Origin of the sequence: Veillonella parvula, assembly GCF_032472435.1 — a bacterium.
GTDB classification, from domain to species: Bacteria; Bacillota; Negativicutes; order Veillonellales; family Veillonellaceae; genus Veillonella; species Veillonella parvula_N.
The window spans coordinates 235,819-262,729 of record NZ_JAWEGM010000004.1 but is presented as its reverse complement, the minus strand read 5'-3'; the positions used below and the strand labels follow the sequence as shown (position 1 = coordinate 262,729).

24 protein-coding genes are annotated in these 26,911 nt (G+C 41.4%); all 24 read left to right on the top strand.

Annotation, left to right across the window (positions count from 1 at the left end):
- The first annotated feature begins 119 nt into the window (after positions 1–119).
- The gene (locus E7A03_RS07400; protein WP_287509813.1) at positions 120–1,838 is read left to right on the top strand and encodes an FAD-binding protein; all 1,719 of its coding nucleotides are present in this window, start codon (positions 120–122) and stop codon (positions 1,836–1,838) included.
- Position 1,839: 1 nt separating this feature from the next.
- The gene (locus E7A03_RS07395) at positions 1,840–2,802 is read left to right on the top strand and encodes a succinate dehydrogenase/fumarate reductase iron-sulfur subunit (RefSeq protein WP_008714753.1); all 963 of its coding nucleotides are present in this window, start codon (positions 1,840–1,842) and stop codon (positions 2,800–2,802) included.
- A complete protein-coding gene (locus E7A03_RS07390) occupies positions 2,802–3,677 on the top strand; it encodes a CoB--CoM heterodisulfide reductase iron-sulfur subunit B family protein (protein WP_004698224.1) in 876 nt (291 codons plus the stop codon). Before E7A03_RS07395 ends, E7A03_RS07390 begins: the two co-directional genes overlap by 1 nt.
- Positions 3,678–4,138: 461 nt before the next feature.
- On the top strand, positions 4,139–4,885 hold the full coding sequence (locus E7A03_RS07385; RefSeq protein WP_221741182.1) for a BUD32 family EKC/KEOPS complex subunit: 747 nt from the start codon (positions 4,139–4,141) through the stop codon (positions 4,883–4,885).
- A gap of 225 nt (positions 4,886–5,110) precedes the next feature.
- The gene (locus tag E7A03_RS07380) at positions 5,111–5,317 is read left to right on the top strand and encodes a DUF1659 domain-containing protein (protein ID WP_316073944.1); all 207 of its coding nucleotides are present in this window, start codon (positions 5,111–5,113) and stop codon (positions 5,315–5,317) included.
- A gap of 220 nt (positions 5,318–5,537) precedes the next feature.
- On the top strand, positions 5,538–5,759 hold the full coding sequence (locus tag E7A03_RS07375) for a DUF2922 domain-containing protein (RefSeq protein ID WP_221741183.1): 222 nt from the start codon (positions 5,538–5,540) through the stop codon (positions 5,757–5,759).
- A gap of 305 nt (positions 5,760–6,064) precedes the next feature.
- The gene (locus E7A03_RS07370) at positions 6,065–6,676 is read left to right on the top strand and encodes a MotA/TolQ/ExbB proton channel family protein (protein WP_278618274.1); all 612 of its coding nucleotides are present in this window, start codon (positions 6,065–6,067) and stop codon (positions 6,674–6,676) included.
- Positions 6,673–7,077, top strand: coding sequence for an ExbD/TolR family protein (locus E7A03_RS07365; RefSeq protein WP_004698134.1), 405 nt, complete (start codon positions 6,673–6,675; stop codon positions 7,075–7,077). Before E7A03_RS07370 ends, E7A03_RS07365 begins: the two co-directional genes overlap by 4 nt.
- A gap of 8 nt (positions 7,078–7,085) precedes the next feature.
- Entirely contained in the window at positions 7,086–7,889 is an 804-nt protein-coding gene (gene tolA / locus E7A03_RS07360) for a cell envelope integrity protein TolA (protein WP_287509811.1), read from the top strand.
- A gap of 166 nt (positions 7,890–8,055) precedes the next feature.
- Positions 8,056–10,119, top strand: coding sequence for a TonB-dependent receptor plug domain-containing protein (locus tag E7A03_RS07355; protein WP_316073942.1), 2,064 nt, complete (start codon positions 8,056–8,058; stop codon positions 10,117–10,119).
- Between the two features lie 143 nt (positions 10,120–10,262).
- Positions 10,263–11,246 (top strand): ABC transporter substrate-binding protein, encoded by a 984-nt coding sequence (locus tag E7A03_RS07350; protein WP_128114115.1) that lies wholly within the window; start codon positions 10,263–10,265, stop codon positions 11,244–11,246.
- Positions 11,230–12,231, top strand: coding sequence for a FecCD family ABC transporter permease (locus tag E7A03_RS07345; protein WP_077707770.1), 1,002 nt, complete (start codon positions 11,230–11,232; stop codon positions 12,229–12,231). Before E7A03_RS07350 ends, E7A03_RS07345 begins: the two co-directional genes overlap by 17 nt.
- On the top strand, positions 12,228–13,016 hold the full coding sequence (locus E7A03_RS07340) for an ABC transporter ATP-binding protein (RefSeq protein ID WP_128114116.1): 789 nt from the start codon (positions 12,228–12,230) through the stop codon (positions 13,014–13,016). Before E7A03_RS07345 ends, E7A03_RS07340 begins: the two co-directional genes overlap by 4 nt.
- 252 nt (positions 13,017–13,268) lie before the next feature.
- Positions 13,269–13,856 carry a DedA family protein gene (locus E7A03_RS07335; RefSeq protein ID WP_004694680.1) on the top strand — a complete coding sequence of 196 codons (588 nt, stop codon included), beginning with the start codon at positions 13,269–13,271 and terminating at the stop codon, positions 13,854–13,856.
- Positions 13,857–13,867: 11 nt separating this feature from the next.
- Positions 13,868–15,499, top strand: a complete 1,632-nt coding sequence (locus E7A03_RS07330) for an ArnT family glycosyltransferase (protein WP_316073939.1) — start codon at positions 13,868–13,870, stop codon at positions 15,497–15,499.
- A 322-nt stretch (positions 15,500–15,821) separates the two neighbouring features.
- Positions 15,822–16,775 (top strand): ABC transporter substrate-binding protein, encoded by a 954-nt coding sequence (locus tag E7A03_RS07325; RefSeq protein WP_287509806.1) that lies wholly within the window; start codon positions 15,822–15,824, stop codon positions 16,773–16,775.
- Between the two features lie 10 nt (positions 16,776–16,785).
- Positions 16,786–17,538 carry an ABC transporter permease gene (locus E7A03_RS07320; RefSeq protein ID WP_195394719.1) on the top strand — a complete coding sequence of 251 codons (753 nt, stop codon included), beginning with the start codon at positions 16,786–16,788 and terminating at the stop codon, positions 17,536–17,538.
- An 11-nt stretch (positions 17,539–17,549) separates the two neighbouring features.
- Positions 17,550–18,323, top strand: coding sequence for an ABC transporter ATP-binding protein (locus E7A03_RS07315; protein WP_004698211.1), 774 nt, complete (start codon positions 17,550–17,552; stop codon positions 18,321–18,323).
- 416 nt (positions 18,324–18,739) lie between these two features.
- On the top strand, positions 18,740–19,537 hold the full coding sequence (locus E7A03_RS07310) for a uracil-DNA glycosylase (protein ID WP_316073938.1): 798 nt from the start codon (positions 18,740–18,742) through the stop codon (positions 19,535–19,537).
- A gap of 51 nt (positions 19,538–19,588) precedes the next feature.
- Positions 19,589–20,665 (top strand): DUF805 domain-containing protein, encoded by a 1,077-nt coding sequence (locus E7A03_RS07305; protein WP_287509993.1) that lies wholly within the window; start codon positions 19,589–19,591, stop codon positions 20,663–20,665.
- Between the two features lie 395 nt (positions 20,666–21,060).
- Entirely contained in the window at positions 21,061–23,229 is a 2,169-nt protein-coding gene (locus E7A03_RS07300) for a ribonuclease J (protein ID WP_083791382.1), read from the top strand.
- A gap of 193 nt (positions 23,230–23,422) precedes the next feature.
- Positions 23,423–24,382 carry a DUF2232 domain-containing protein gene (locus E7A03_RS07295; RefSeq protein WP_120054991.1) on the top strand — a complete coding sequence of 320 codons (960 nt, stop codon included), beginning with the start codon at positions 23,423–23,425 and terminating at the stop codon, positions 24,380–24,382.
- A 16-nt stretch (positions 24,383–24,398) separates the two neighbouring features.
- Complete coding sequence (locus tag E7A03_RS07290) at positions 24,399–26,420, top strand: DHH family phosphoesterase (protein WP_316073936.1); 2,022 nt, start codon at positions 24,399–24,401, stop codon at positions 26,418–26,420.
- Positions 26,421–26,422: 2 nt separating this feature from the next.
- Entirely contained in the window at positions 26,423–26,869 is a 447-nt protein-coding gene (gene rplI, locus E7A03_RS07285; protein WP_004694699.1) for a 50S ribosomal protein L9, read from the top strand.
- Positions 26,870–26,911 lie beyond the last annotated feature (42 nt).

Sequence of the window (26,911 nt, the reverse complement as noted above, 5' to 3'; positions counted from 1 at the left end):
ATAAGTATGGGGTTTTTCTTGAAAGAAAAATGATTAGGTTATCAAAAATTTTTATAAGTTTTTGAAATGAGATAGTCTAACAAGTTTTCTTATTAATAGGTAGTTATGAGGAGGTCATTATGGAACAGTTTGATGTTCTAGTAGTAGGTAGCGGTGGCGCTGGTCAACGCGCGGCTCTTGAAGTAGGTCGTCGCAAAGGCTTAAAAGTAGCTCTTATTACTAAAATTTTCCCAACTCGCTCTGCAACAGCAATGGCGCAAGGCGGTGTAAATGCATGTTTGAACAACGTTGCAGCTGAAGATACAGTTGAAACTCATACTTTTGATACTGTAAAAGGCTCTGACTATCTTGGCGACCAAGATGCAATCGAATTCTTCTGCTCTCGTTGCCCAGAAGGCGTACTTGAAATGGACCACATGGGTGCTCCATTCTCCCGTACTGAAGAGAATAAAATTGCGCAACGTAACTTCGGTGGTCAATCCTATCCACGTACTTGCTACTCTGCAGATAAAACTGGTCATGTTATTTTGCACACAACTTACGAACAATGCTTGAAAGAAGGCGTACACTTCTTACAAGAATGGTACCTTTTAGATCTTGTTAAAGACGCAAATGGTCACGTTGGTGGCGCAGTTGTGTGGAACATGAAAGAAGGTAAAGTAGAGCAAATTAAAGCAAAAGCAATTATCTTGTCTACTGGTGGTGCAGGTCGTATTTTCTGGACTCGTACTACAAACCCATTCCTTTCCACAGGCGATGGCATGGCAGCAGCATTCCGCGCTGGTAATGGCTTAAAAGATATGGAAATGATCCAATTCCATCCAACAGGTCTTGGTCGTACTGGTATCTTGATGTCTGAAGCGGTTCGTGGTGAAGGTGGTTACCTTCTTAATGCTGAAGGCGAACGTTTCATGAAAAAATATGCGCCTAATAAAATGGAATTGGCATCCCGTGACGTTGTAGCGAAAGCCATCGAAGATGAAATCGCTGCAGGTCGTGGTTTCGGTTCTGGTCTTAACGCATACGTAGTAGCTGACCTTCGTCACTTAGGTCCTGAAGTTATTATTGAAAAACTTCATGGTATCCGTGACTTGGCTATGACTTTCGAACATTGCGATCCATTGACTCAACCGGTACCTATTCGTCCTACATGTCACTATACAATGGGCGGTATCGACGTAGTGGATTACAAAACTTGTGCATGTGAATTGCCTGGTTTGTTCGCTTCTGGCGAAGCATCTTGTATCTCTATCCACGGTGCGAACCGCTTGGGTGGTAACTCCTTGGCAGACGGCGTAGTATTCGGTAAAGTATCTGGTGCTGGCGCAGCTGATTATGCTGAAACACATGAACAACCTAACGTAGATGCGGAACTTGCTGCAGCTGCAAAAGCTTGGGAAGCTCGTTTCACAGAAGTAACATCCCGTGAAGGCGGTCGCCCGGTTGTAGAAATCCGCGATGCATTGGCTGATGCAATGTGGAATAAAGTAGGTATCTTCCGTAATGAAGAAGGTATTACTGAAGCCTTAAAAGAAATCGAACAATTGATTGAAGATTATAAAACTTGCTATGTAGGTGACCCTGAACGTACTTACAACATGGCATTCGTAAACTATTGTGAAATCGGCTCCATGTTAACAGTAGCAAAAGCTATTGCTATGGGCGCTTTACACCGCCGTGAATCTCGTGGTGCTCATATACGTGAAGACCATCCTAAACGTAATGATGAAAGATACTTAAAACATTCTTTGATCAAATTAGGTGCTGACGGTCAATACGAATTAACAGAACGCGACGTAGTGTTCACTAAATACGAACCACAAGAAAGGAAGTACTAAGATGAGACAAATCACCTATCATATTCACCGTTACCAACAAGGTCGCGCGTTTGTACAGACTTTCAAATTCGATTACGAACCTGACCGTACAATCCTCTGGGGCCTTCAAAAAATTAAAGATACACAGGATCCAACTTTGACATTCTTGGCAGCTTGCCGTTCCGCAGTTTGCGGCGCTTGCTCCATTCGTGTAAACGGCGAAGCGATGCTCGGCTGTGAATCTAAAATCGATGAATTAACAGAACGTTATGGCACAGACGAATTGACAATCGCTCCGATCGGCAACTTCCGTGTTATCCGTGACTTAGTTGTTGACTGGGAATCCAAAGTTGATCGTTTGAAAACAGTTGCTCCTTGGATTTTCCTTAAAGCTGAATTCAACGAAGGGGACAAAATCGTTCGCCAAACTCCAGCTGACTTCAAAAAATTCGTTGCTGGTACAGAATGTATCCTTTGCGGTTGCTGTGCGTCTGAATGTAACAAATTGACTGCTCGCGAAGACGACTTCTTAGAACCATATGTATTCACAAAAGCTAACCGTTTCGTATTGGATAGCCGTGATGATGCACCTATGGCTCACATTCAACCTGCATTCGACAACGGTCTTTGGAAATGCGTTCACTGCATGAACTGTATCTCCCGTTGCCCTAAACACTTAAAACCTGCTCAAGACATTTCCAACTTGCGTAAAGAAGCTACAAAAGCTGGTCTTACTAATAGCAAAGGCGTTCGCCATGCAGTTGCTTTCAAAGAGGATCTTTACAAAACTGGTCGCTTGAAAGAAGTTTCTATGAGCTTGAAATCTGATGGTGTTGTAGATTCCGCTAAACAAGCATTCTATGCATTGCGTTTGTGGAAACACAGCAAAATCAACCCATTTGAACTTGTAGTACCTCAAAAACCTGTAAACGGTATTGATGGTGTTCGCAGACTTATGAAAGCAGCTGAGGAGGTAAGCAAATAATGAAATACGCATTTTTCCCAGGTTGCGTTCTTGAAAGCGCTGCCAAAGAAGATTACTTAGCAACAGTTGCTGTAGCTAAAAAATTAGGTATTGAGTTGGAAGAACTTGACGGCTGGACTTGCTGCGGCGCTTCCCACGTTCAAGATATCGCTCCAGAAGTTACACTCGCTACAAACGCACGTAACATTGCATTAGCAGAAGAAAAGGGTTTAAACCTTTTAACTGTATGTAATACTTGTACTTTGATGCTTCGTGAAGCTAAAAATGAACTTGATGCAAACGAAAAAGAAAAGAACGAAGTTAATAAAAAATTAGCTCAAATCGGTAAACAATACCGCGGTACAACTGATATTACTCATTTCTTATGGGTATTGATCCGCGATTACGGTTTGGATAAATTGAAAGCTAAAGTTGTTAAACCGTTAACTGGTTTACGTGTAGCTGAATACTATGGCTGCCATATTCTTCGCCCTCAAACTGAATTGGGCTTCGAAGATTATCAAATGCCTACATCCTTAGCAGATTTGATTTCTGCTATCGGTGCTACACCAATCGACTTCTCCCGCAAACTTGATTGCTGCGGTTTCCATGCAGTATACCCTGCACATGATTCCGTAATGCAAATGACTGGCTCCATCAATAAAGATGCGGCTACAGAAGGCGCAGATTGCGTAGTTACTCCTTGCCCACTTTGCCAAATGCAACTTGATATGTTCCAAAAAGAAGCTAAAGAAGTTGTAGGCGGCGGCAAAGATATGCCAATCTTGCACATGTCCCAATTAGTAGGTCTTGCTCTTGGCATTTCCCCTGCTGAAATGGGTATGCCTAAACGTCACTTAACTGATACTGCAGCAGTGACAAAATTTGTAGGTTAATTCGTTTGATTTGGACATGATCAGAGTTGGTCTATATAGTAGTCTGAATCTAAACCTATTATCATAATTACCAGAAGAACCCCCTAGCTTAGGCTAGGGGGTTCTTCTTTTCTATAAATAGATTTTTAGTAATGTTAATGGTAATAGGTTTGGATTTAATTGTACTGAATTATAAATCGTGAAATATATATAAATCGATAAATGTAAAATAAATACAGTAAAATACTAACTTTATAAATAAATTTGATTTTGATATCGATTGATAATTGTAGTATAATAAGTACACAAATTGTATACACTTATATGAGTAATAGCTAATATGTTGTAATTCATAAATTATTATAATGTTATATATACTAGATTATACAATATAAATTTGGGAGATATTATATTGGAAATACTAGTTATTATGCTTTGAGAGGGTGATTAGCATTATAGAGTGTATATACGGGGGGAAAATAATGAATGATATGCTATTAGAATATATCGATCGAATGATTGATCAAGAGACAGAACATCGTGTTTTTTCTGTGGATTTTAACAACAAACAGTACTTTGTAAAACAGGATATAAGTAACCATCGCTCTAGTTGGATTAAGCCCGCACCTAGAGCTTCTTTTGATTATGAGTTTTACAAGATTTCTTTTGTGAATACGCAATTACCAGTAGCTCCTGTTATTGCTGGTTTTAGAGAACATTATTTTGTTACAGAAGATTGTGGCAAAACGTTAACATATTATAGCCAATTGCCTGCTCAACATCCAGAGGATGATAGTTTGCAAGATATGTTAAGTCATATTTTTTATATGTTTGGCAAGACATTGGGTCGCTTGCATGATTATGGTTTGAGTCATGGTCGTCCTGCTATGCGCGACATTACATATGAGCCTGAACTAGATAAGATCACATTACTCGATTGGGAGAATACTCGCCGTTGGCCTGAGTTAACACCACAAGGATGGGATTTACTCATCTTTGTTCACAGCTTCTTTCGAGAGGATAATTTACCTATTTCTTATCTATATGCTATGATGAATGGCTATAGCTCAGCCTGTACAGCCCGTGAGACAGTGCTACATATAAAAGACATTCTGGGTAGACATGAATATCTTTTTAAATTCTGTCGTATGTTAAATCCTCTACATTTTGTGGACACTGAAGCGGCTGTTAAAGCATATGACTTTATGTTGGCTTTGAAAACTGAATAATATGTATATGGATAGTACTCGTAGTAAGAGCACTTTATAGACCTTTACCGGTGTTATCTAGATTGATAAGCTTCTAGATAACATTAGGTAGAGGTCTTTTTCTATTTCAATTCATAGTATTACAGTCAGAGTTCAGCTACTTTCACTATAAGTACCTTAAATAACAACAAGGGGGTTGTCGAATGAGGACTTCAGGAATATAAGAGGGTGAAAGGAGGTGATACGATGGCTAACATTAAACGCACTAAATTGGTGTTGCGTTTTAACATCGGTACCGAAGATGCGCCGAAATACAAAGACGTAACCTATACTCGTGTTGCAGAAGACGCATCTGACGATAATGTGAAAACCGTTGGTAATGCGCTAGCAGCCTTGTATGACCACAGCTTGTCCGATGTGGTCCGCGTCAATGAAGTATCCTTAGGACATTAAGAGTAGGGCTTCTACCATTTTGTTTTAGGTGATCCAAACACATTTTTATTGCTGGTTTCGTACATTCTCACATAGTCGTAAAGAGGTGTAGAAATAGCAAGTCCACACATTCCCATCCTTATTGATATGAATCGAAGATAGGCATATTTGTAATCTAACATGTTTATAGCCTATCTAGATTCGATGAACTTGTTTATGAAACGTGAAAGGAGGCGCCCACATGGCGGAAAAACGCGTTGTATATCTTACATTTTCTACGGTCGGTGGTAAAAGCACATCAGTCACAATTAGTGCTCCTCGTGCTGGAATTACTTTACAAGATGCTAAAACAGCGGCTAATGCGTTAGTGGCTAACAAAGTCATTCTTGGTGCTGGTGATGCAGAATTAGCAACATTTACTACAGCTCGTGAAGTAAAGACACAAACTACTGAATTGCAATAGTACTGATTATGTACGATGTGATTTTGTTAGTGGAAATATAATTTAATAAAAAGAGACCTTGATCAAAGCAAGGTCTCTTTTTGCGTTGCAATTGAGACGTAAGTTCAAATTTATTTCAGGTTTATAATTTATAATATCCTTTATAATGACTGGTATTTATATGATGTTGGAAAATATAGTATGATATGGTAGACTTATTAAGTGATTTTGATTATCGTTTCGACGCAACTTGATTTATTTAAAACTAGTTTAGTAGGGGAGAAAATAAGTTTATAGAATTAAGCTGTTAATAAAGGAGGTTTACGATGAAAGAGGCTTGGGAATTATTCTTACATGGTGGATTTGTTATGTGGCCGTTACTAGTGGCCCTTATCATTGCCGTAGCTATAGCGATTGAACGTATAGCTTATTATCGACAGTTGAAGCGGGAAATGTTTGCTCTGAATGATGCATTAGAAGAGAGCGAAATGAACTGGCAATCCTTATTAACTACCTTAGAATCTAAATATACAGCTAATATTTCGTATAATCTACCTCGCGTGCTTGGACAGTGTCAGGATCGCAATGTATTGCAGTCTAAAATGGAGGATATGGTGGCTCATGTTTATACGCACGCTTCTCGTGGCCTTGATTGGCTCTCTACCATTGTTACGATAGCACCATTATTAGGCTTACTTGGTACTGTAACGGGTATGATTGGTGCCTTTCAGGTATTCGGTGCTGACGGTGCGGTACCTACTGCTATTACCGGTGGTGTGGGGGAAGCCCTTGTCGCAACTGCTTCTGGGCTTTGCGTGGCTATTGTAGCATTATGTTTCCATGCTGCATTTACCCATCATGTACGTATGACGATATCTCGTTTAGAGGATTCATTTTCTCGTGTTTTAGATTCTTATGATCGGGGGCATGCTGCATGAAACGAATGAGTCGTATGGAGGGAGAAAAGCCTACTTTAATGGTTATTCCTATGATTGATATCATCTTTTTCTTGCTCGTATTTTTTATGATTAGCACCATATATACAATTCCACAACAATCCTTATCTATTATGCTGCCAAAAACGAAAACGCAGCAGTCCGCTGAGTTGCGCCCGGTTTTAATTGATTTTGAAAAATCTGGGCAGCTGATGATAGATGATGGGTATGTGACGAAAGAACAGCTTATTAGCTCTGTGAAAGCCAAGATTGGAGAGAATAAAAATCAAAATTTCCTTATTCGTGCCGATAAGGATTTGAGCTATGGCAAGGTCGTGGAGTTAATGGATGATATGAAAGTAGCTGGCGCTGCAAGTATTAGTATTGCCACTGTTAATAAATAGGTGATGCTATGCCGAAAAAATATGTAGATGTGTGGAAATATCCACATATGACCTATAAAAAAGCCTTTGTTATTGCTACTATTATCAGCATTATTACAGTTGGTGTTGCTTTTATTTCCTTTTCTGATTACATCGAATCTCAAATGACCGGATCTTTGCAAATTAATTTTCTAACGGAACAGGAAGCGGAGAAACAAGTAGAAGAAATTAAAGAGCAGATTAAAGAAGAGAAGGTTCATGAACTTCAATACCAAAAAGAATTGGAAAATAATAAAGTTCAACCTGATAACGGTGGAGCCGGTCACGGAGGACAAAATGGGAACTCTGCTGTTCCTACAAAAAGTGATGTAAGTCCGTCTAGTCAACAAGCGCGTGCTGGTGAAACAGGTACTATTAAACAATCTTTTGTCGGTAGCAATACGGGGAGTGGACTTGTCGGGCCTGAAGGTCCTGGAATTGGGTATGCATCAACAGGAAGTGGAGAAGGGCTTAGCGATCGTGAAGGTACCGGAGGCACTGAAGCAGATGTCGGCGGTGGTGGCGTATTTAGCTATGATGGGTATTGGAGTAATTTACAAAGTGCAATTAATAGTAATTACCCTACAGATGCATATACTATGGGGATTCAAGGTGATGTAACACTAAGAATTTATTTTGCCCCAGGTGGCAGTGTTGCCAGTGTGGAAGTTCTTAATTCTGATGATCCTATATTATCAGAACATGCTATGGAATATGCTCATAGTGTGGGTGGTGCTGAAAATTCTACAGGTACACAACAATATGCAGATATCACAATTCACTATAATTTATGAGTATAATGAAAAACTAGTATCTTTATGGATACTAGTTTTTTTATATGTATATATATTACTTTGATAACATAAAATAATATTGATAGTTATTCCTGATGAATATATAATTGAGATTAGATATCGTTTTATACTATTAGAGCCCTAATATATTTTCTGGAGGTGTGTGATGAAAAAGTCATGGGCAGCACTATTGTGTGTTGTATATCTAACGTCTGTTGCAGGTGTGGTAGGTGCAGAAAATAATAGTTCTATAAGTGTAGATAGTGTGAATGAATCTCAAAATACTGTGAGTGATGAGCAGTCAAGACGCATGAAAGATATTACGGTTACGGCTACTCGTACGGAGGCTTTAGTTCGCGATGTGCCAATTGCGACAACGATTATTTCACAAGAAGAAATTAAAGATCGCCAATATCGTAATTTAGAGCAAGCCTTACAAAGTGTGCCAGGCGTTGCTTTCAGCACCGATGCCCACGGTGGACAAAATATTACGATGCGTGGTGCCGAATCTCGTCATACATTAATTCTTATTGATGGACGACGTGTTACGGGAGAGTTGACGAAAACGAGAGCTAATGCCATGGGCTGGCTTCGTCAAGGCATGGATAATGTGGAACGCATCGAAATAACGCGTGGTCCGTCGAGTGCACTTTATGGTTCTGAGGCGAACGGTGGGGTTATTAATATTATTACAAAGCAATCCAGAAAGCCAAGTGTAGAGGTTAATACTGAAATTTCCCGACGTGATGCATCGAGTGCGACAGGATATAACTTTAATGTATTGGCTCGTAGTGGACAACAAGGAAAGTGGAACGGATCGATTGGGGCTGGAATTCGTAGGAATATAACGGGAAATAATGATTCTGGATCGGATAATAACTATCATGGTGACCGAATACCGCTTCATTTTGACGTATCTTATCAAGCGGGAAAAAGGGATAAATTTTCCTTCTTTATAGATCGAGAAACTGAAGATTTGGATATGAATACGAAAAAGGGTAGCGCATTAACTCAATCGGTTGATAAAAATACGACGACTACAAGCACAGGCCTTCGTTGGAATGGCCGTCGCGGTCGGTCATCGCTTATGGTGCAGTCTTACTACAATCATTACAAAGACACTTATGATCAATATAAGCGCACGGGTGGCATAAAAAAACTATCCATTTGGGATGAATATTATAATAAAGAATGGATTACAGATGCACAGGTTAATACGGCAATTGATAAGAAGAATCTCTTGACGTATGGCGTTCAATTCCGCCGTCAAGAAGCGATTAGTACGCGTATTAATAATGGCTCCATAGCATGGTCAAGAACTCGAGAAGGCATTACAGATACTGCGGGTAAGGCAACCATTAATTACGGTAGTTACTTTGTGCAACATCAATGGAAACCTAGTCGTAAATGGGTAATTATTCCTGCTGTTCGCTACGATACGTCAAATGCATTTGATAGCCATTGGTCGCCTAAGATTGGTGTTACCTATAAAGCAAATGATAGTCTTCGCTTTAAAATGAACTATGGTGCAGGCTACTCCACACCTGGTATGACGGAAATGTATCATCATTGGCTTATGGCATCTAATGTGCCAAGAGGGCGATTAGGGGCTTTCGATATATATTTGCAAGGTAATCCTAATTTGAAACCTGAAAGCTCTTATAACTTTGATTTCTCTGTCGAAAAAGATTGGAAACGGACAAATGTTAAGGCGTCCTATTTCCACAATGTTATTAAAAATTATATTGAAAGCGGTGCCAATCGTATTGATATGGCGAATCGCCGTATTTATGTTTCGTATTCCAATTTACCTCGTGCTGTATTGCAAGGTGTGGAATTATCTGTAAATCATAGACTCAATGATAAATGGGATGTATTCGGTAACTATACTTATTTGGATGCGAAGAATGACGTTACCCATAATCGTCTGTTAAACCGTGGTCGTCATGTATTCAGTGGTGGTGTTAATTATCATCAAGGTCGCTGGACTGGCGCGTTCTGGGGTAATTATTATATTAACTACCTTGATGGCATTGATGCTATCGTTGTTAACCCACGTCTCAGCATTCCGAAGAAGAAAAACATTCAAACTTGGAATGTTATGGTGACTCGTCAGTTGAATGATAATGCATCCATGTATGTAGGGGTTGAAAATATATTTGGCGAAAAACAAGACTTACGGGATATTCATGGCGCTACTTATCGCATGGGCCTTAACTTGCGTATATAATAGTGAGATATTAATGTACGCATGAAATGCTGAGGCTTTAATGTATGAATGAAATACATGCATATGTATTGGTGTATGTAATATAGTGGCATTAATTTGAAACTATAATGTATGAGGTTTAGCTTGCATAAGTAATCTGCGAGGTGATCATTATCAATAAGCCATTATTATGTTTATTGGGGATTGTTACTGTTGTGGGGGTTTTCACTACGGCTACAAGTTTTGAAGGCAAGCGAGAGGTATTCAGCGAGGCTGGTGCTATTCAGATTGAAGATGATACGAAGCAAATTGTGTCGTTGCCAAACATAGCAAGTCGTGTAGTATCTATTTCTTCGGCGGATAGTGAATTGCTTATCACTTTAGGTGTTAGCCCCGTAGGCGTAGTAAATTCAAGGGAATTACCGGCAGATGTGCAGGCTAAAATTGCACAGTATCCGAATATGAATAGTGCTGTATCTCCAAGTATTGAACGAATTATTATGTCCGACCCGAATCTCGTTATCGGCATTGCCATGCCGTTTCAAACGGCGTTGCGCAAAGCTTTTAATGCGAATCATATTCCTAGCTTTTACCACTTGTCCTCCAATTATGATGACATCATGGACCATATTCGACATGTGGGCACCATGACTGGTCATGATAGGGAGGCGGCTGCGTTGGTCCAGAAATATAATGATATCCTAACGGAAATCATACAGCGTCATAAAGATGAGTCTGCACCGCGTGTCCTCATCGTTTTTGGGACGCCTACGAGTTACCAACTAGCCTCCAGTAAAACATATGTGGGAGATATTTTCCAAAGATTAGGGGCAAAAAATGTGGCTGATGTATATTTGCCGCAGGATGTATCGGAGAATGCTTTGGATGGATATATTCCGCTTAATCTGGAGACGATGGCCGTTCTTGATTGTGACAAGGTTATCTTGATTAATCATGGCAGTAGCGGTGAGAAAGATATAGCAGCTTTTAAAAAGGCTTTTAAAACGCCGGCATGGCAGAATGTACCTGCTGTTGCTAATGGGAATATAGAGGTCTTGCCGGGTCCTTTGTTTGCGTCGGTGCCGACCGCTCGAATGGATCAAGTGTTATTATATGCGGAAAAGGTGTTATATGGACAATCTCATTAATGTGCAGGAACGTCGTGGCTTACGCATTTTTGTGGCTGCGCTGATTCTGTTAATAGCAGGGGTGTTGCTGAGTATGAAACTGGGCGCCGTTCCATTAACTTGGGGCGAATTATACCAAATCATAACGGGGGGCGACACATCGAAAATTGGTCAAATTATCATGACTATACGCTTACCACGTGTTGTAGTGGGCTTTTTAGCCGGCATGAATCTTGCCTTAGCCGGTGTGATTTTACAAGGTATCTTGCGAAATCCTTTGGCAGACCCCGGAATTATCGGCATTACCTCTGGCGGTGCTTTGGCGGCTATGATTATCATGATTCTCATGCCTACTTACGTTATGCTTGTTCCTATTGGTGCTTTTGTTGGTGCATTAGTGGCATCGTTTTTGGTTTACGGGATTTCTTGGCAAGGTGGGCTCAATCCGTTGCGCCTTATCTTGGCCGGTGTGGCGGTAGCTGCTTTCTTCGGCGGATTTAATACGATTCTATCCGTGTTTTATCCGGATCGTGTTCAAGGAACGGTGAGCTGGATGGCAGGTGGTTTTGTAGGGCGCAGCTGGGACGATGTAATGATGATCTGGCCTTATACGGCTATAGGAATTATTGGATCTATGATATCTATCAGATGGCTTACATTGCTTAGTTTAGGCGATGATACGGCGCGCACTTTAGGTGTGCATGTTGAAAGATGTCGATTGTCCTTACTCGTATTAGCTTCTTTATTAGCCGCATCAGCGGTGAGCGTGTCGGGAATGCTGGGCTTTGTAGGCCTTATCGTGCCTCATGTGGCGCGTCTCATTGTAGGTGTGGATTATCGCTATTTGATTCCTACGTCTATGGTTTTTGGTGGCATATTAATTGTTTATGCCGATACTTTGGCGCGCATGATGATTGCGCCTGGTGAAATCCCTGTAGGCGTACTGATGAGTTTTTTGGGTGCTCCATTCTTCTTGTATCTATTGAAAGGGGTGGGGCGAAGATGAGTGTGTTAACAGTCGATAATATAACGGTAGGTTATGGAAAACGATTGATACTGGAAAATCAATCCATCGTCTTTGATAAACCGGAAATAATATCTATTATCGGTCCGAATGGTTCGGGAAAATCAACGTTTTTGAAAGCTTTGGCCCGACTTATTAAGCTAAAACAAGGCACCATATCGCTGGATGAAAAATCTTTACATTCGTGGAATACAAAGGAATTAGCGCGCCATATAGCTTTGTTACCGCAAATTACGACAGCCCCTGAAGGAATGTTAGTTGAGCAGTTGGTTCGATCCGGACGAAATCCGTATGTATCTATTTTTAAGGAACTATCTGATGCGGATTTAGCTGCTGTGGAGCAGGCGATGAAATGCACAGATGTATGGAAATATCGGTATCGTCACATAGGGGAACTATCCGGCGGTGAACGGCAACGCGTATGGCTTTCATTAAGTTTGGCTCAAGAACCAAATATTTTACTCCTCGATGAACCGACTACTTATCTCGATAGTCGTCATCAAATTGAATTGATGGAACTGGTTAAACGGACACAGCGGGAACGAAATATTATGGTCGTTATGGTGCTACATGATTTGAATCTAGCTTTGCGCTATAGCGACCGCATTATTGCCATCAAAGAGGGGGCTATCGTCGGTGATGGAGCTCCGCATATGATGATGACTGCAGAGAATCTAGCAAATTGGTTCGGCATTAAAGCGGATATTTTACAAAGTCCTCGTAGTGAAGAAACATGTCCTATATGTGTACCATATGGTCTTGCTTAAACAGAGGAGGTTAGATGCCGTATAGCTAGTTAATTGTTAGTTGCTTTTAATGAGCTGTACACAATAGCAAAAAAAGCTATTGCGAAAATCGCATACTGTTTATACCTTAAAGAGGCCCCACTTGTGGTGAGGGTCTCTTTATTATGGTAAAATATATGGTATACCAAATGGTTGGGTGAAACTTTCACGAAACGATGTACAAGAATAAGTACATTATAGAACCCGGATGGGGATTTTTAGTGAGGTAAAATAGTGGAATATATTATTTCGTTTATGGAAACATATGGCTATACGGCCATGTTTATTGCAATGGTTCTAGAAAATGCTAACGTGCCTATTCCGAGTGAAATCGTACTTGGTTTTGCGGGGTATTTGATAGCTCAAGGCATATTTGATATGCATACGACAATGGTGGTAGGTATCTTAGCAGGGATTGTTGGTTCTATAGTATCCTACTGGATGGGTGAGCATGGTGGGCGCCCTTTATTATTGAAATATGGTAAATATATATTTTTTAATGAACATAAATTTGAACTGGCAGAAAAAATGTTTAATAAATATGGCGGTGTAGCTGTATTTTTTGGTCGACTTTTACCCGGTGTTCGTACCTTTATCTCCTTCCCGGCAGGAATGGCACGCTATCCCATGTGGCATTTCATCATCTGGACGGTACTCGGTACGATTCCTTGGACGATTTTGCTCGTTTACTTAGGCAAGGTACTTGGTGAAAATTGGCAAGACCTTATCGAGTACAATCATGAGTTCTTGATTGGTATGATCGTTGTATTTGTCATTATAGCTGCAGTACTGGGCTTTAGATACTATCGTAATCGTCGATAAGGAGACCCCTTATGAAACTCTCTCGATTAACACCAGTCGTATTTATTGTGTGGCTAGTGTTTTATATGTTTGGCAATAATATGTTGCCTGTTACAGATCCCGTTGAATCTAATTATGCGTTAACGGCAAAGGAAATGGTTCTTTCTGGTGATTGGCTATCTCCGCAGATTTATGGTACTTATTGGTACGATAAACCAATCATGATTTATTGGCTCATTGCTCTTGGCTTTAAAATTTTTGGAATTGCTGATTGGGTGGTGCGCCTACCGAGTGCTATTTTCGGTGCTTTGTCGGTGGCGACCATGTATCAATCTACGCGTACCATGAGCGGTAAGTGGGCGCTTGGTCTCATTGGGGCATCCGTTCTAGGCACATCTCTTATGTTCTGGACCGTAGCTCATGGCGTTATTACGGATATGGTGCTCCTCTATACGACGTTGATGGTCATGATTTACTCCTACAAGGGACTGGTGGAACAGAAACCGTATGCCATGATTGTAGCCTATGTATTTGCTGCGTTAGGCGTACTCACTAAAGGTCCGGTAGCGATTGTGTTGCCTGGTATGATTCTGCTTGCCTTTGCAGGTATTAATCGTTCTTGGTCTATGGTGAAAGCCATCTTCGATTGGCGTGGCATTTTAGCTTTTTGTATAGTTTGTTTGCCGTGGTATGTATACATGTACAGTGTTCATGGTCAAGACTTTATCAATGGCTTCTTAGGGCTTCACAATGTGACTCGCGCTACTCAATCGGAACATCCAGAAGATAATGTGTGGTGGTATTATCTTGCTATCTTTTTTGGTGCATCCATGCCGTGGACGGGTGCCGTTATTTACGGTATAATTGATGGCTTTAAACAACGCCACACAGGTTTTATCTATAATATGACTTGGGGTGTTGGAATTGTGCTATTCTACACCTTGATGGCAACAAAATACCCTCTATATACCTTTGTTAGCTTAGTCCCATTTAGTGCTATCGGTGCTTTGGGCGTTATGAAGCTTATTCGCAAAGGCAAATCTAGAGCCTTAAAATGGATTATTATGGGGCCGACGTTGCTTCTGTGGATTGCTTATGTAGCAGGCTCTTTCTTCGCACCATGGGGCTTCTATTTCTTACTCTATGTAGTGGTTGCTATGGCAATATTGGCTATGTTCTATACATGGTATACGAAACGAGGATATCGTTTAGTTGCAATTATTGTCCTTGGTACGATGGTTATATCTTCTATAGTTGTTATGGAAGGCCTAGAGCCATTCGTTAAGCAACGTAGTAATATTGATGTTGTTCCAGTAGTGGATTCCTATGAAGGGGATGTCTATTACTATAACGGCTATAGTACGGCTGTTGTGTATTATACGGGCCATAAGGTTATCAAGATTAATGGTGATGAAAGCCGCTGGGATGATCGAGATAAATTAAAAAAACGTAGCGCTGAATGGCAGAAGAAATATCTTATGGAACAAGTAAGTGAAGAGGAATTTAACAAGATTATCGAATCTGGTAAGCCACTTATGTTAATCGTTCCTAAAGGGGAAATTAAGCATTTCCGTCAGTCCTCCATTTATTCACATGTATCTGAGTCTAGTGAAGCGGGTACATCAGAAGTTTACATATTAAATAAAAAGACTCTATTCAAATAATTGTGAAAACTTAATAAATATTAAAAGCAGGTAGTATTCAACGGATGCTACCTGCTTTTTGTTATGTTTGTCATTCTTAGTTAAATGCTTGTTTAAAGAGAATATGATTCTGTGCATATTGATATTTTTCGTACATAAATAATAACACCTACAATATTAATATGATTTATTGACATAATTAATACATATTGATATAGTAGGTTATATTAAGTTTAAAAGACGAGGTGTTCTAAAGCCTTATTTCATCTAAGGTTTAGAAAAATGCGAAAAAGTGACATGAGTCATAAACGCCCCTTGTTGTGAGGTAGAAAGAGGGGACACTATGAAAAAAACTTGGTATCTAATCACTGCTATCGTGCTGTTGGTAGTAAGTGGGTTGGTGTATGGTTATTATGAATACAGTAAACCGAAGACCGCCCAAGAATTAAAAACTTTACGTGTTGCGTATTTACCGATTACTCATGCGCTGCCCGTATTTGCTACGAAGGAATTGGAGACAGCGGATGGTCCTGTCCATGTAGAGCTTGTTAAATACGGTTCCTGGCCGGAACTCATGGATGCGCTCAATACCGGTAAAGTAGACGCTGCAGCCGTTCTCGTTGAACTTGGAGTAAAGGCTCGTGAACAGGGAATTGATGTGCGCGCAGCGGCATTAGGCCATACGGAAGGCAACATTATTGTTGTAAATAACGATATTAACTCTGTACAGGATCTGAAAGGTAAATCCTTTGCTATCCCTCATAAGCAATCAACTCAAAAGATTCTCGTAGACCTCATGCTTGAACGGGCTGGTCTTAGTGAGAAGGATGTACAGATAGTGGAGATGAGTCCTCCCGAAATGCCGTCTGCGTTGTCGGTCGGTCAAATTGCTGGCTATAGCGTGGCGGAGCCATTTGGTTCTCTTGCTATAGAAATGGGAGCTGGGAAGGTCTTTGAAGACCCTGATCACTTATGGCATGACAATATTTGTTGCGCCCTCGTGTTCAACGGTCGATTCGTCGATGAACACCACGACTTGGCGAAGGCTTTCACAAAAGCCTATCTCGATGCAGGTACATATTTAGACGAGCATCCGGAGGCGCAAAAGGAGATTTCCTTAAAATACATGAAGTTTAAGGATCCTGTTATTGAACGTTCCCTCAAAGTGATTGGGTTTAAAGATTTAGCCCTTACAGAGGAGCGTTACAATGCGCTCGTGCATCACATGACACATATTGATTTAATCAAAAACGTGCCGAGCTATTCGGAGTTTGTAGATACATCGTTGTTGCCATAGGGGGTAGACCATGAAGAAATACACATATGTGCCGGGCGCGTTCGTCGCGGTCTGGTTGATTTGGGAGCTGGTTGTCCGCATTGGCGGATTTAACGAAGCCTTGTTGCCGACGCCGTACAAAGTGTTGCTCGGCTTTGGGGAGCTCATCGGAGACGGCGTGTTATTCAAGGATGTTGCGGACAGTTTGGTGCGCTTTTTCATAGGCTATGTCATTTCCGTCGTAGCCGGCGTGTTTTTAGGCCTTATTTTAGGCTGGTATAAAGGCATTTGGAACTATATAAATCCCATCGTTCAGGTGATTCGTCCTATTTCACCGGTGGCATGGTTGCCGTTTATCGTACTGTTTTTCGGTATCGGACAGGCGCCGGCCATCGTTATCATCTTTATCGCGGCGTTTTTCCCGGTTCTATTGTCCACGGTGTCCGCGATTCAGAATATCGACCCCGTATACATCAAGGTGGCTCGAAATTTTGGTATCAAGCAGCCGGAACTGTTGTTTAAAATTGTATTGCCTGCCGTGTTTCCCGGTATTGCATCGGGACTTCACATCGCGCTCGGAACGGCGTGGATCTTCCTGGTGACGGGGGAAATGGTAGGTTCCCAGACGGGGCTTGGATTCCTCATCATCGATATGCGGAATAATTTGCGTAACGATCTTCTGATGGTGGCGATTTTGACGATTGGCTTTGTAGGACTTTTGCTCGATTGGGGCGTGTCCCTCATCGAAAAATGGATTTATAGACGTTGGGGCATTGAAAAATAGGAGGTGGACGCATGGGTTACATTTCGGTGCGCAATGCACACAAGGAATTTATGAAAGATGGAGAACCGCTCACCATCCTTGAAAATATTAATCTGGACATTGAACGAGGTGAATTTATTTGCCTTTTAGGTCCTTCCGGGTCCGGTAAAAGCACGCTTTTAAATGCTATGGCCGGCTTTGAGCTCGTTACTTCGGGCTCTATTACCATCGACGGCGCGGAGGTGAAAGCACCTCAACTGCGGTATGTAACGGTCTTTCAAAATTACGGACTGTTGCCGTGGCGAACGGTGGAAAGCAATATTGAACTGGGCCTTGAAAGCAAGAATGTACCTAAGGAAGAGCGACCTGCTATCATCGACAAATACGTGAAAATGGTGGGGCTCGACCATGCGCGCAATCGCTATCCGGCGGAGTTGTCCGGCGGGATGCAGCAACGTGTATCCATTGCGCGGGCGTTGGCGGTCGATCCGGACATTATCTTCATGGATGAACCGCTAGGGGCCCTCGACGCGTTGACACGCATTAATTTACAGGACGAAATCTCTCGCATCTGCCGTGAAGAGGGTAAAACGGTCGTATTTGTTACGCATGATATCGAAGAGGCTGTAGTCCTTGCGGATCGTGTCGTAGTGCTCGCCGCTAATCCGGGACGGGTGCAAACGATCATCCCCGTCAATCTCATCGATAGGACGGACAGGACCTCCGCATCCTTCGTCAATATTCGAAATCACATATTTGAACAATTCCAACTCGCCAAAGAAGACAAAATCGAGTTTTATATATAAATGTGATATTGTATATATTAGTAGCAACAGAAGCCCAACAAAAACTGTAGTTTCAAAGATAGTAGGATCGTTCATTACCATCAAGGCTGTTAAATGAGGCCTGTCGTTTTGATGGTAGAGAATCTAAAGTCGCTTTGAAATTACAGTTTTTTATATTTTGTTGCATGTGGATATTTTGAATATTAATTTCGCATCAAACTTTCAGAAATGGATGCTATTATAATATAGTAACGGTATACATTTTATGTAGTGCGTGATTATCAGATATATTATCACATATCATGATTGGATATCGTAATATATGAATTGTATTATTATGGGTTTTAGTGTATAAATACAGTATATAAAGGATTGATAATCATGATATACAGCATTATTTATTATATGGTTCGGTAGTATAAATTGGGGGAGAGCCTATGTCCTTATTTACATCAGAGGAAGAGAAAACGCTGTCTTTTGATGAATATATGATCTCGTTTGATACGAATCAGATTGCAAAAGTACAGCAGTTTATAGACTGGCTCGGTCAATATAGGGACGAGCTTGTTCATAATCCATGGGGCGAGGTGAATCCTGACCTCGAAATTGTTCGGCCTGATTTTGATGCGGCTCAGGTGCGTCGTAACAATTTGATGGCGTATTTGCTGCCGCGGTTGGGACGCTCCAAGATCTTTGTGGTGGCGGAGGCTGTCGGATATCAAGGTGGGCGCTTTTCGGGCATTGCCATTACCTGTGAGCGCATGTTGCTGGATAAGCATAAAACGATTCGGGCGCATCAGATAACGCCTGTTACATTACAAAGAACCAGCTCTCCTGTGAGCCCTATGCTAAAACGGACCCAACAGGAACAGGGGTTCAACGAGCCTACGGATACGGTAGTATGGAGTGCTATCATCGAACAGGAAATTGATCCGTACGATGCGTTGCTGTGGAATATATTTCCCTTTCACCCTCACAAGGCGGGCGAACCGCTCACTAATCGGACGCCGACCGAGTCGGAGCAGCAGCTGGGGTGGGAATATACGAAAAGACTGTTGGCATTGCACACCGAATTAGGTGGACCGGAGCCGCTCGTGCTCGCTGTCGGTCAAAAATCGGCGGACACGATGGGGCGATTCGGCCTTTCAGCCATCGGTCTTAGACATCCGGCTAACGGTGGGGCTAATTTATACCGTGAAGGTTTTGCTAAAGCTATAGGCCAATTTATACCGTGAAGGTCTTGCTGAAGCTATATAGAGAGAGTTTTGAGATAGAAGGTATTACATATGAAACGATATTGTGAATCCTGCCGTCAGTATTGTGACGAGGCTGCCATGTTCTGTCCGCATTGCGGGCAGTATACGACTGCGGTGGAGGTTGAGAGAATCGCACCGGAAGGGGATATTATCTATCCGCTGGCGCATTATCGGTTGAGTTACAAGGATACATTTCTTTATGTGGTAGGCCGCAAATTTATGAATTCAGATGGCCGCGCGTCTAAAGGGGAATTTTTGCGGTTCTTTTTGTTGTGGCTATTAGTTATCGTTGGAATTCTGGCGCTTGCTTATGGACTTACGGCGGTGCTTCATAGGGGTATTTATTTAATCCTGTTGGCATGGATGTTACTGACAATCATCGGTCTAGTCTCGCTAATTCCGTTGGGGGCTCTATGTATCCGTCGCCTTCATGATACCGGTAAAAGTAGTGAACATCTATTTTTTGTTTTAATACCTTTTATAGGGCCAATAATTCTATTTGCTCTACTGTGTAAGAAGGGTGAACCGAAGGCCAATCAATATGGTGAGGCGTTAAGGAACATCGTCATTGACAAACGGTTGGCATCTATTATGAAAGTATCGCCTACGAGCAGTGCTTTCACCACTCGAATTCTCGTTGCATTGCTGGTGAGTGCTATCTGCGTATGCAGTGTTTCGGCTCGTTATATGGGACCGGAAAGTGAACTGGAGCTGGGCGGATGGTTTACGAACATCATTGTCGGTCAAGGCAGTGATGAAGCTGCACGGGATGCGATACACGATTATTTTGATGCCGTCAATGAAAAGAATTATGATAAGGCTTTCACCTATGTTATCAATCAGACTAAGACGAATCCCGTAGAAAAGCAAAAATGGATGGAATCTATGAAGTCGGCGCCGAAGGTGGTTGTCGGGTCCTTAGGTGCGAGTCGTATCACTCGTATAAACAGCATGAAACGCATCATTTACGAAGCGGATCTGCAAGTCACTAAACCCGGAGATGGCGCGGTTGAGGCTGCGCACATGACACGCTACATATCTCTGGTCGAAGAAAATGGCGAATGGCATATTGAAGGATTTTATAAAAGTATGCCAGATGATAAATAATGAAATGCTTTGGGGTGGTTCGGTTTGAGCCGCCCTTTTAAGTAGTAGTAAAATTTTATGTTACTTTTGATGAATCAAGCGTAGAACTCTTTTGTTTATGTTGTTTTTATGTTATAATGAGCACAACGTATGAAAGTGAGGCTTTCATCAAAACAGATCGGACTATATTGCACTGCGTATCGGATTGAGATAAAAATAGAAGTCTCTTGCGGTTGAAGCATCTGATAGTGCACTATACTCATTTGCTACGGCAAATGGCACACAAACTAGGAACGGCAAAATTTGATAGCGCATTTTTGCGCCCATTTGACGAGACGCTAGTATAATAGCGCCTTTTTCTTTGTGTGACATTTCCTCGTGGCATAGATCAATTCAAGTGATAGGTGAGAAAAACTATGTTAAATAAATTAATGAACAAAATTTTAGGAGGAACTGTGAATACAACAGATAATCAGGTTACTGCGCAAGTGAAAGCAGAACCAACAGTAGCAAAAACTGCTACTCTTACAGCTGCGGCTGAAGGCGAGCAAAAACAAACGCGTCGCCGTACAAATACACGCCGCCCTGCTGGCGAAGGTCGTACGCGCCAACAAACAGCTGGTGAAGGTGAAGGTGCAACACGCCAACGCCGTTCTACAAATACTCGCACAAGTGCGAATGGTGGCCGTACTAATACGACTCGCCGTACAAATACACGTCGCAATGCCGAACAAGGTGAAGGTCAAGAACGCAAAACTCGTCAAACTCGTGCACCGCGTGGTGAAAATACACGTAATACGCGTACTAATAATGGTCGCAATGGTCAAAATGGTCAGAACCGCAATAATAACCGCTCAAATAATCGTTCTACAGGTTGGAACAATCAAGAGGAACAAGTGGAATTAGTCGGTCGCACACCAAATGGCGCCAACAAGGGAAAATTCCAAATCATTCCATTAGGTGGTCTTGGTGAAATTGGTAAAAATATGACTATCTTCCAATACGAGGACGAAATCATCGTTCTTGACTCTGGGCTTGCATTCCCTAGTGAAGATATGCTTGGCGTAGATATCGTTATTCCTGATATGAGCTATATCATCGAGAATAAAGACCGCGTGAAAGCTGTCGTAATTACTCATGGTCATGAGGATCATATCGGTTCTTTGGCATACCTTATGAAAGAAATTAGTTGCCCAGTATACGCAACAAACCTCGTTTGTGGATTAATCGAAGGCAAGTTTAAAGAACATAAGGTATCTCCAAAATGTCTGCGTACGATTGCTGCCGGCGATGAAGTTCAAATTGGTCAAGTGACTGTTGGTTTCATCCAAACAAATCACTCCATTCCTGACTCCTGCGCTGTATACTTTAATACACCAATCGGGACGGTTCTTCATACAGGGGACTTTAAAATTGACCAAACCCCAGTTGATGGCCGTTTGATGGATATGCACAAATTTGCTGAGCTCGGTAACAAAGGCGTATTAGCGCTATTATCGGACTCTACAAATGTAGAAAAACCAGGTACTACTGGTTCTGAAAGTTCCGTAGGTCCTGCGATTAAACAAGCTGTTGGAGAAGCAAAAGGCCGCGTTGTTTTGGCAACATTCGCATCCAACGTATCCCGTATCCAACAAGCTATTGATGCGGCGGTTATGTTCAACCGTAAGGTTGTAGTTATGGGCCGCAGCATGGTCAATGTTACAGAAATTGCCCAAGAACGCGGATACTTGAATATTCCACCAAATACAATCATCGATGTAGATGTAATGCACAACTACACAGATGACCAAATCATGATCTTAACGACTGGTTCTCAAGGTGAACCGATGGCAGGCTTGTCCCGTATGGCAACAAGCAATCATCGCACTGTAGAATTGGCACCGAATGATACTGTTATCATCTCCGCTACACCAATTCCAGGCAACGAAGGTGCTGTAGGTAGAACTATCGATAACTTACTTCGTTTAGGTTGTAATGTGGTATATGGTAAAGACCGTGGTATCCACGTATCTGGTCATGCGAGCCAAGAAGAGCTTAAAACAATGCTTAACCTTGTTCGTCCAGAATACTTTATCCCAGTTCATGGTGAGTACCGTATGTTGCGTCGTCATGGTGAACTTGGTGTGGCTATGGGCGTAGATCCTAAGAAAGTCCTTATCGGCGATAATGGTCAAATTTTTGAATTTGATAAAGATGGTGGTCGTAAAGGTGGACGCGTACAAGCTGGCGCTATCTTCGTTGATGGCCTTGGCGTTGGTGACGTAGGTAATATCGTTATCCGCGACCGTCAACAATTGGCACAAGAAGGTATGGTTATCGTTGTTATGGCGATGGACAAAGCGTCTGGTACTATCGTAGCTGGTCCAGACCTCGTATCTCGTGGCTTCGTATACGTTCGTGACGCAGAAGAACTCATGCTTGCTGCGGAGCGCCGCGTAGAACAAGTTCTTGAAGATTGCGAAATGCAACGCATCAAAGACTGGACAACCATTAAGCAAAACGTACGTGACGCATTGGGTAAATTCTTCTATGATAAAACCCGTCGTCGTCCTATGATCTTGCCGATTATTCAAGACGTATAATCTTATATAATACAGAAAAGTACCGCACCTCATGGTGTGGTACTTTTGACATTCTAAAAGAGCAATAAAAACTACCATTAATAGCATTGCTATCGCATTCGTCTACTATATGGGGTATTTGAAGTTACCCTTTTAAACTGTTATAATTAAAAGATACCAATTAATATATCTTCTTATGTAAGAATGGTGATTTATGAAACAAACAAATACAAGAGCGATGGTAGAAACTGCCTTTGTATCGACCATTGTTGCTATGTTGACTATAATTGGGGCAGTCATGCCGTTTTCAGCTTTTCTAGCAACTATGGTAGCTCCAGCAGGTATTTCTATCATTGGTATCCGTTGGGGTAGTAGATATAGCTGTACTTCCTCAATAGTAGCCTTTATATTAGTAACACTCTTTCTTGGACCATTAATTGCTATGTCTACCATTTTAGTATATTCATTGCCTAGTATATTTTTGGGGGAAGCTTTTAGAGCAAACTGGTCTTTTAGAAAGTTAATATTAGTGCCTGCTGCTGTATTGCTTGGTATGGGCCTCTTACAATTAGTGGTTGCTAATAGTTTTGCATCTGTAGATTTTATTAGCTTAGGACAAAATGTAAATAATGAGTTAAAAGAAGCTATGATTGAGTCTATACGACAGCAATCAGCACCGCAAGAACAGATTGATACGATGATTCAGCAACTTAATTATTCATTTGCTCAAGCAGAACGTATGATGTTGTCATTATGGTTCTGTGCATGCTCTATCATAACGTATATCATGGCTAAGTTAGTATCTTATATTGGTCGTCGAACTAATACAGTTCATAGAGAATTACCTCCCATGGCTACTTGGCGTATGCCGATTTGGGGTGCTGGAGTTCTAGCCATAGGGATTATTATTATTTATGGCTTATCCTATATTGGATATGATAATAGTTTACTTAAAGATATCGGAATGAATGTTGCTTTTGTGGGGGCTTTCATTTGCTTAGTTAATGGTATTACCTGTTTAATGGCAGTTATGAAAAACTATGGAGTAAATGGATTCTTTCAATTTATAATTCTTTTCTTCTTATATACAATGAGTCCGTATGGTCTTGTTTTCTATGGTATTTTTGATATGTTTTTAGATATGAGAGCACGTTTCGAAAAACGTAGCTCATAATAGAAAGGAGGCCGTTATGAAATCCTTTCAACGGAGATGGAAAGGTTTAGAAATTACCATTGTTGCCGTTCTCGTATTATTGTTATTATTGCTGGCCTATTTAAATTGGGCTATTGCGATTTTAGCATTAATCATTGTAGTAGCGGCGTATTTGGTTAATTATAATACCCTTCATAACCGGCGTCGTTTAGCAAGAGAACAGTTTAGTGCGATGATGAAAAATGTCACACAAGCTTCTAATTTTGCTTTACAAAATTTGCCAATGGGGATTGTTCTTGTTAATAAACAAGGCACATTGGTGTGGAATAATAGTGTTTTCGCTGACTGGGTTAAGGTCGACTGGAATAAGCTCCAAAAAATGTCTGCCTTGTTACATGGTTTCCGTATCGATAAAATCTGGGGTAAGTCCGGATATATGACGGAAAAATATGAAAATCGATATTTTCAAATTATTTATAAATTTATCGATCCTCGGGATACGCGATCAGATATTGATAGTGAAGATGAACTGGCAGAACATGCAGTGATGGCATTGTACTTCAAGGACATTACAGACCTAGAAAAAGCCCGTATTAAAGCCGAAGAGGGGCAACCTGTATGGGGTATGATTCAAATCGATAATCTCGAAGAATTGACAAAAGGCCTTAGTGATCGTGAGTATACTAGTATTTGGACAGATATAAATAATATCATTATGGATGAAATCGATCGCTACGAAGGTTTTATTCGTAACTTCCAAGATGATATGTATACCTTTGCCATTTCTCGTGGTGCGCTTCATGAGATGGAGGAAGATGGTTTTAAAGTGCTCGAACGAATCCGTAAAGTACCATCTCCACGTCAAGTACCAGCTACGATTTCCATTGGTATTAGTGAAAATGTAGGCTCTGTGAAAGATGTATCTGGTCGTGCTCGTGCAGCCTTAGATATCGCCTTAGGTCGCGGTGGTGACCAAGTCTGTATTATGGATGGTGAAAGTACACGTTTCTTTGGTGGTAATACGGCAGGCGTTGAAAAGAATACGCGCGTTCGTGCTCGTGTTGTATCTCAAGCAATACATGAGCTTATGATTGATTCTGATAAGATTCTTATCATGGGGCATCAACGTGAAGACTACGATGCATTAGGTGGTATTATCGGTGTAGCCGCCATTGCTCGAGCACTTGGTAAAGACGTGCGCATTGCACTTTCAAAAGAAACTAGCGCCATTGATAAAATGGTGAATGTTCTTAACGAGTCAGAGTTCTGGAAAGAGAATATTATCACTGCAGAAGCTGCAAGAGTATGGGTAGATGCGAATACGCTCACTGTCGTGTGTGATACGCATCGTCAGGAAATGGTGGCAGCTCAAGAGGCGCTTGAAATTTCTGAGCGACGCATCGTTATCGACCATCACCGTCGCGCAGCGGACTTTGTAGAAAATCCATTGCTTACCTATTTGGAACCAACTGCATCGTCCACATCTGAGCTCGTAACAGAGCTTGTACAATATGCAGGGGTTCCTGTGAAGCTTTCAAAAGCGGAAGCTACAGGTATTTATGCAGGTATCGTATTAGATACGAAGAACTTTGTTCAACAAACTGGGGCACGAACCTTTGAGGCTGCAGCATTTTTGCGTCGTGCAGGGGCGGATATCGACAGAGTCAAACAATTGTTTATTGAAACCTTCGATTCTATCCAATTGCGTGCTAAAATGGTATTTGAAGCAAGTCGTACTGAAGGAATTGCTATTTCTGTAGCGCCTGAAGGCTTGAAGGATATGATGGCGTTGGCTGCACAAAGTGCGGACATGCTCATCAGTAATGAAGATATTGAAGCTGCCTTTGTACTATATTCCCTAAATGATGGCGGTATCGGCGTTAGTGCTCGATCCAAGGGCAAGGTAAACGTACAAGTTGTAATGGAAGCCTTGGGTGGTGGCGGTCATAGAACTGTGGCTGGTGCTCAATTACAAGGTATGACCATAGAGGAAGCGAAGCAGGCCATTTTGGAGCATGCTCTTGAGGCGCTTCATTCCGCAGAACAAGAGGAGGAATAACAATGAAAGTAGTATTGTTAGAAGACGTTAAAAAAGTTGGTAAAAAAGGCGAAATCGTTGAAGTTAGTGACGCATATGGCCGTAACGTGTTGATCAAGAAAGGTCTCGGCCTTGAAGGTACAGCAACTAACGTAAATAATGCGAAACAAAAACAAGAATCCATTGCTCATAATAAAGCCGTTGCAAATGACGAAGCTAAGATCTTGGCAGCTCAATTGACTAAGGTTGAAGTAACTGTAAAAGTTCGCATGGGCGAAGAAGGCCGCGTATTCGGCTCTGTTACTGCTAAAGATATTTCCGATGCTGCTAAAGCTCAATATAAAGTAGATATCGATAAAAAGAAAATCGAAATCAAAGAACCATTGAAAACATTGGGCGTACATGACGTACTAGTTCGTGTTCATCCTGAAATTACAAGTACTATCAAGGTTAATGTAGTAGCCGAATAATAGTATTCACCATGCTCTTGGAGTATGGTGAATTCTTTTATC

What these genes read in the sequence shown, in the direction of transcription:
- E7A03_RS07400 (WP_287509813.1), top strand. Translation starts at nt 120, where the DNA reads ATGGAACAGTTTGATGTTCTAGTAGTAGGTAGCGGTGGCGCTGGTCAA.
- E7A03_RS07395 (WP_008714753.1), top strand. Translation starts at nt 1,840, where the DNA reads ATGAGACAAATCACCTATCATATTCACCGTTACCAACAAGGTCGCGCG.
- E7A03_RS07390 (WP_004698224.1), top strand. Translation starts at nt 2,802, where the DNA reads ATGAAATACGCATTTTTCCCAGGTTGCGTTCTTGAAAGCGCTGCCAAA.
- E7A03_RS07385 (WP_221741182.1), top strand. Translation starts at nt 4,139, where the DNA reads ATGAATGATATGCTATTAGAATATATCGATCGAATGATTGATCAAGAG.
- E7A03_RS07380 (WP_316073944.1), top strand. Translation starts at nt 5,111, where the DNA reads ATGGCTAACATTAAACGCACTAAATTGGTGTTGCGTTTTAACATCGGT.
- E7A03_RS07375 (WP_221741183.1), top strand. Translation starts at nt 5,538, where the DNA reads ATGGCGGAAAAACGCGTTGTATATCTTACATTTTCTACGGTCGGTGGT.
- E7A03_RS07370 (WP_278618274.1), top strand. Translation starts at nt 6,065, where the DNA reads ATGAAAGAGGCTTGGGAATTATTCTTACATGGTGGATTTGTTATGTGG.
- E7A03_RS07365 (WP_004698134.1), top strand. Translation starts at nt 6,673, where the DNA reads ATGAAACGAATGAGTCGTATGGAGGGAGAAAAGCCTACTTTAATGGTT.
- tolA (WP_287509811.1), top strand. Translation starts at nt 7,086, where the DNA reads ATGCCGAAAAAATATGTAGATGTGTGGAAATATCCACATATGACCTAT.
- E7A03_RS07355 (WP_316073942.1), top strand. Translation starts at nt 8,056, where the DNA reads ATGAAAAAGTCATGGGCAGCACTATTGTGTGTTGTATATCTAACGTCT.
- E7A03_RS07345 (WP_077707770.1), top strand. Translation starts at nt 11,230, where the DNA reads ATGGACAATCTCATTAATGTGCAGGAACGTCGTGGCTTACGCATTTTT.
- E7A03_RS07340 (WP_128114116.1), top strand. Translation starts at nt 12,228, where the DNA reads ATGAGTGTGTTAACAGTCGATAATATAACGGTAGGTTATGGAAAACGA.
- E7A03_RS07330 (WP_316073939.1), top strand. Translation starts at nt 13,868, where the DNA reads ATGAAACTCTCTCGATTAACACCAGTCGTATTTATTGTGTGGCTAGTG.
- E7A03_RS07325 (WP_287509806.1), top strand. Translation starts at nt 15,822, where the DNA reads ATGAAAAAAACTTGGTATCTAATCACTGCTATCGTGCTGTTGGTAGTA.
- E7A03_RS07320 (WP_195394719.1), top strand. Translation starts at nt 16,786, where the DNA reads ATGAAGAAATACACATATGTGCCGGGCGCGTTCGTCGCGGTCTGGTTG.
- E7A03_RS07315 (WP_004698211.1), top strand. Translation starts at nt 17,550, where the DNA reads ATGGGTTACATTTCGGTGCGCAATGCACACAAGGAATTTATGAAAGAT.
- E7A03_RS07310 (WP_316073938.1), top strand. Translation starts at nt 18,740, where the DNA reads ATGTCCTTATTTACATCAGAGGAAGAGAAAACGCTGTCTTTTGATGAA.
- E7A03_RS07305 (WP_287509993.1), top strand. Translation starts at nt 19,589, where the DNA reads ATGAAACGATATTGTGAATCCTGCCGTCAGTATTGTGACGAGGCTGCC.
- E7A03_RS07300 (WP_083791382.1), top strand. Translation starts at nt 21,061, where the DNA reads ATGTTAAATAAATTAATGAACAAAATTTTAGGAGGAACTGTGAATACA.
- E7A03_RS07295 (WP_120054991.1), top strand. Translation starts at nt 23,423, where the DNA reads ATGAAACAAACAAATACAAGAGCGATGGTAGAAACTGCCTTTGTATCG.
- E7A03_RS07290 (WP_316073936.1), top strand. Translation starts at nt 24,399, where the DNA reads ATGAAATCCTTTCAACGGAGATGGAAAGGTTTAGAAATTACCATTGTT.
- rplI (WP_004694699.1), top strand. Translation starts at nt 26,423, where the DNA reads ATGAAAGTAGTATTGTTAGAAGACGTTAAAAAAGTTGGTAAAAAAGGC.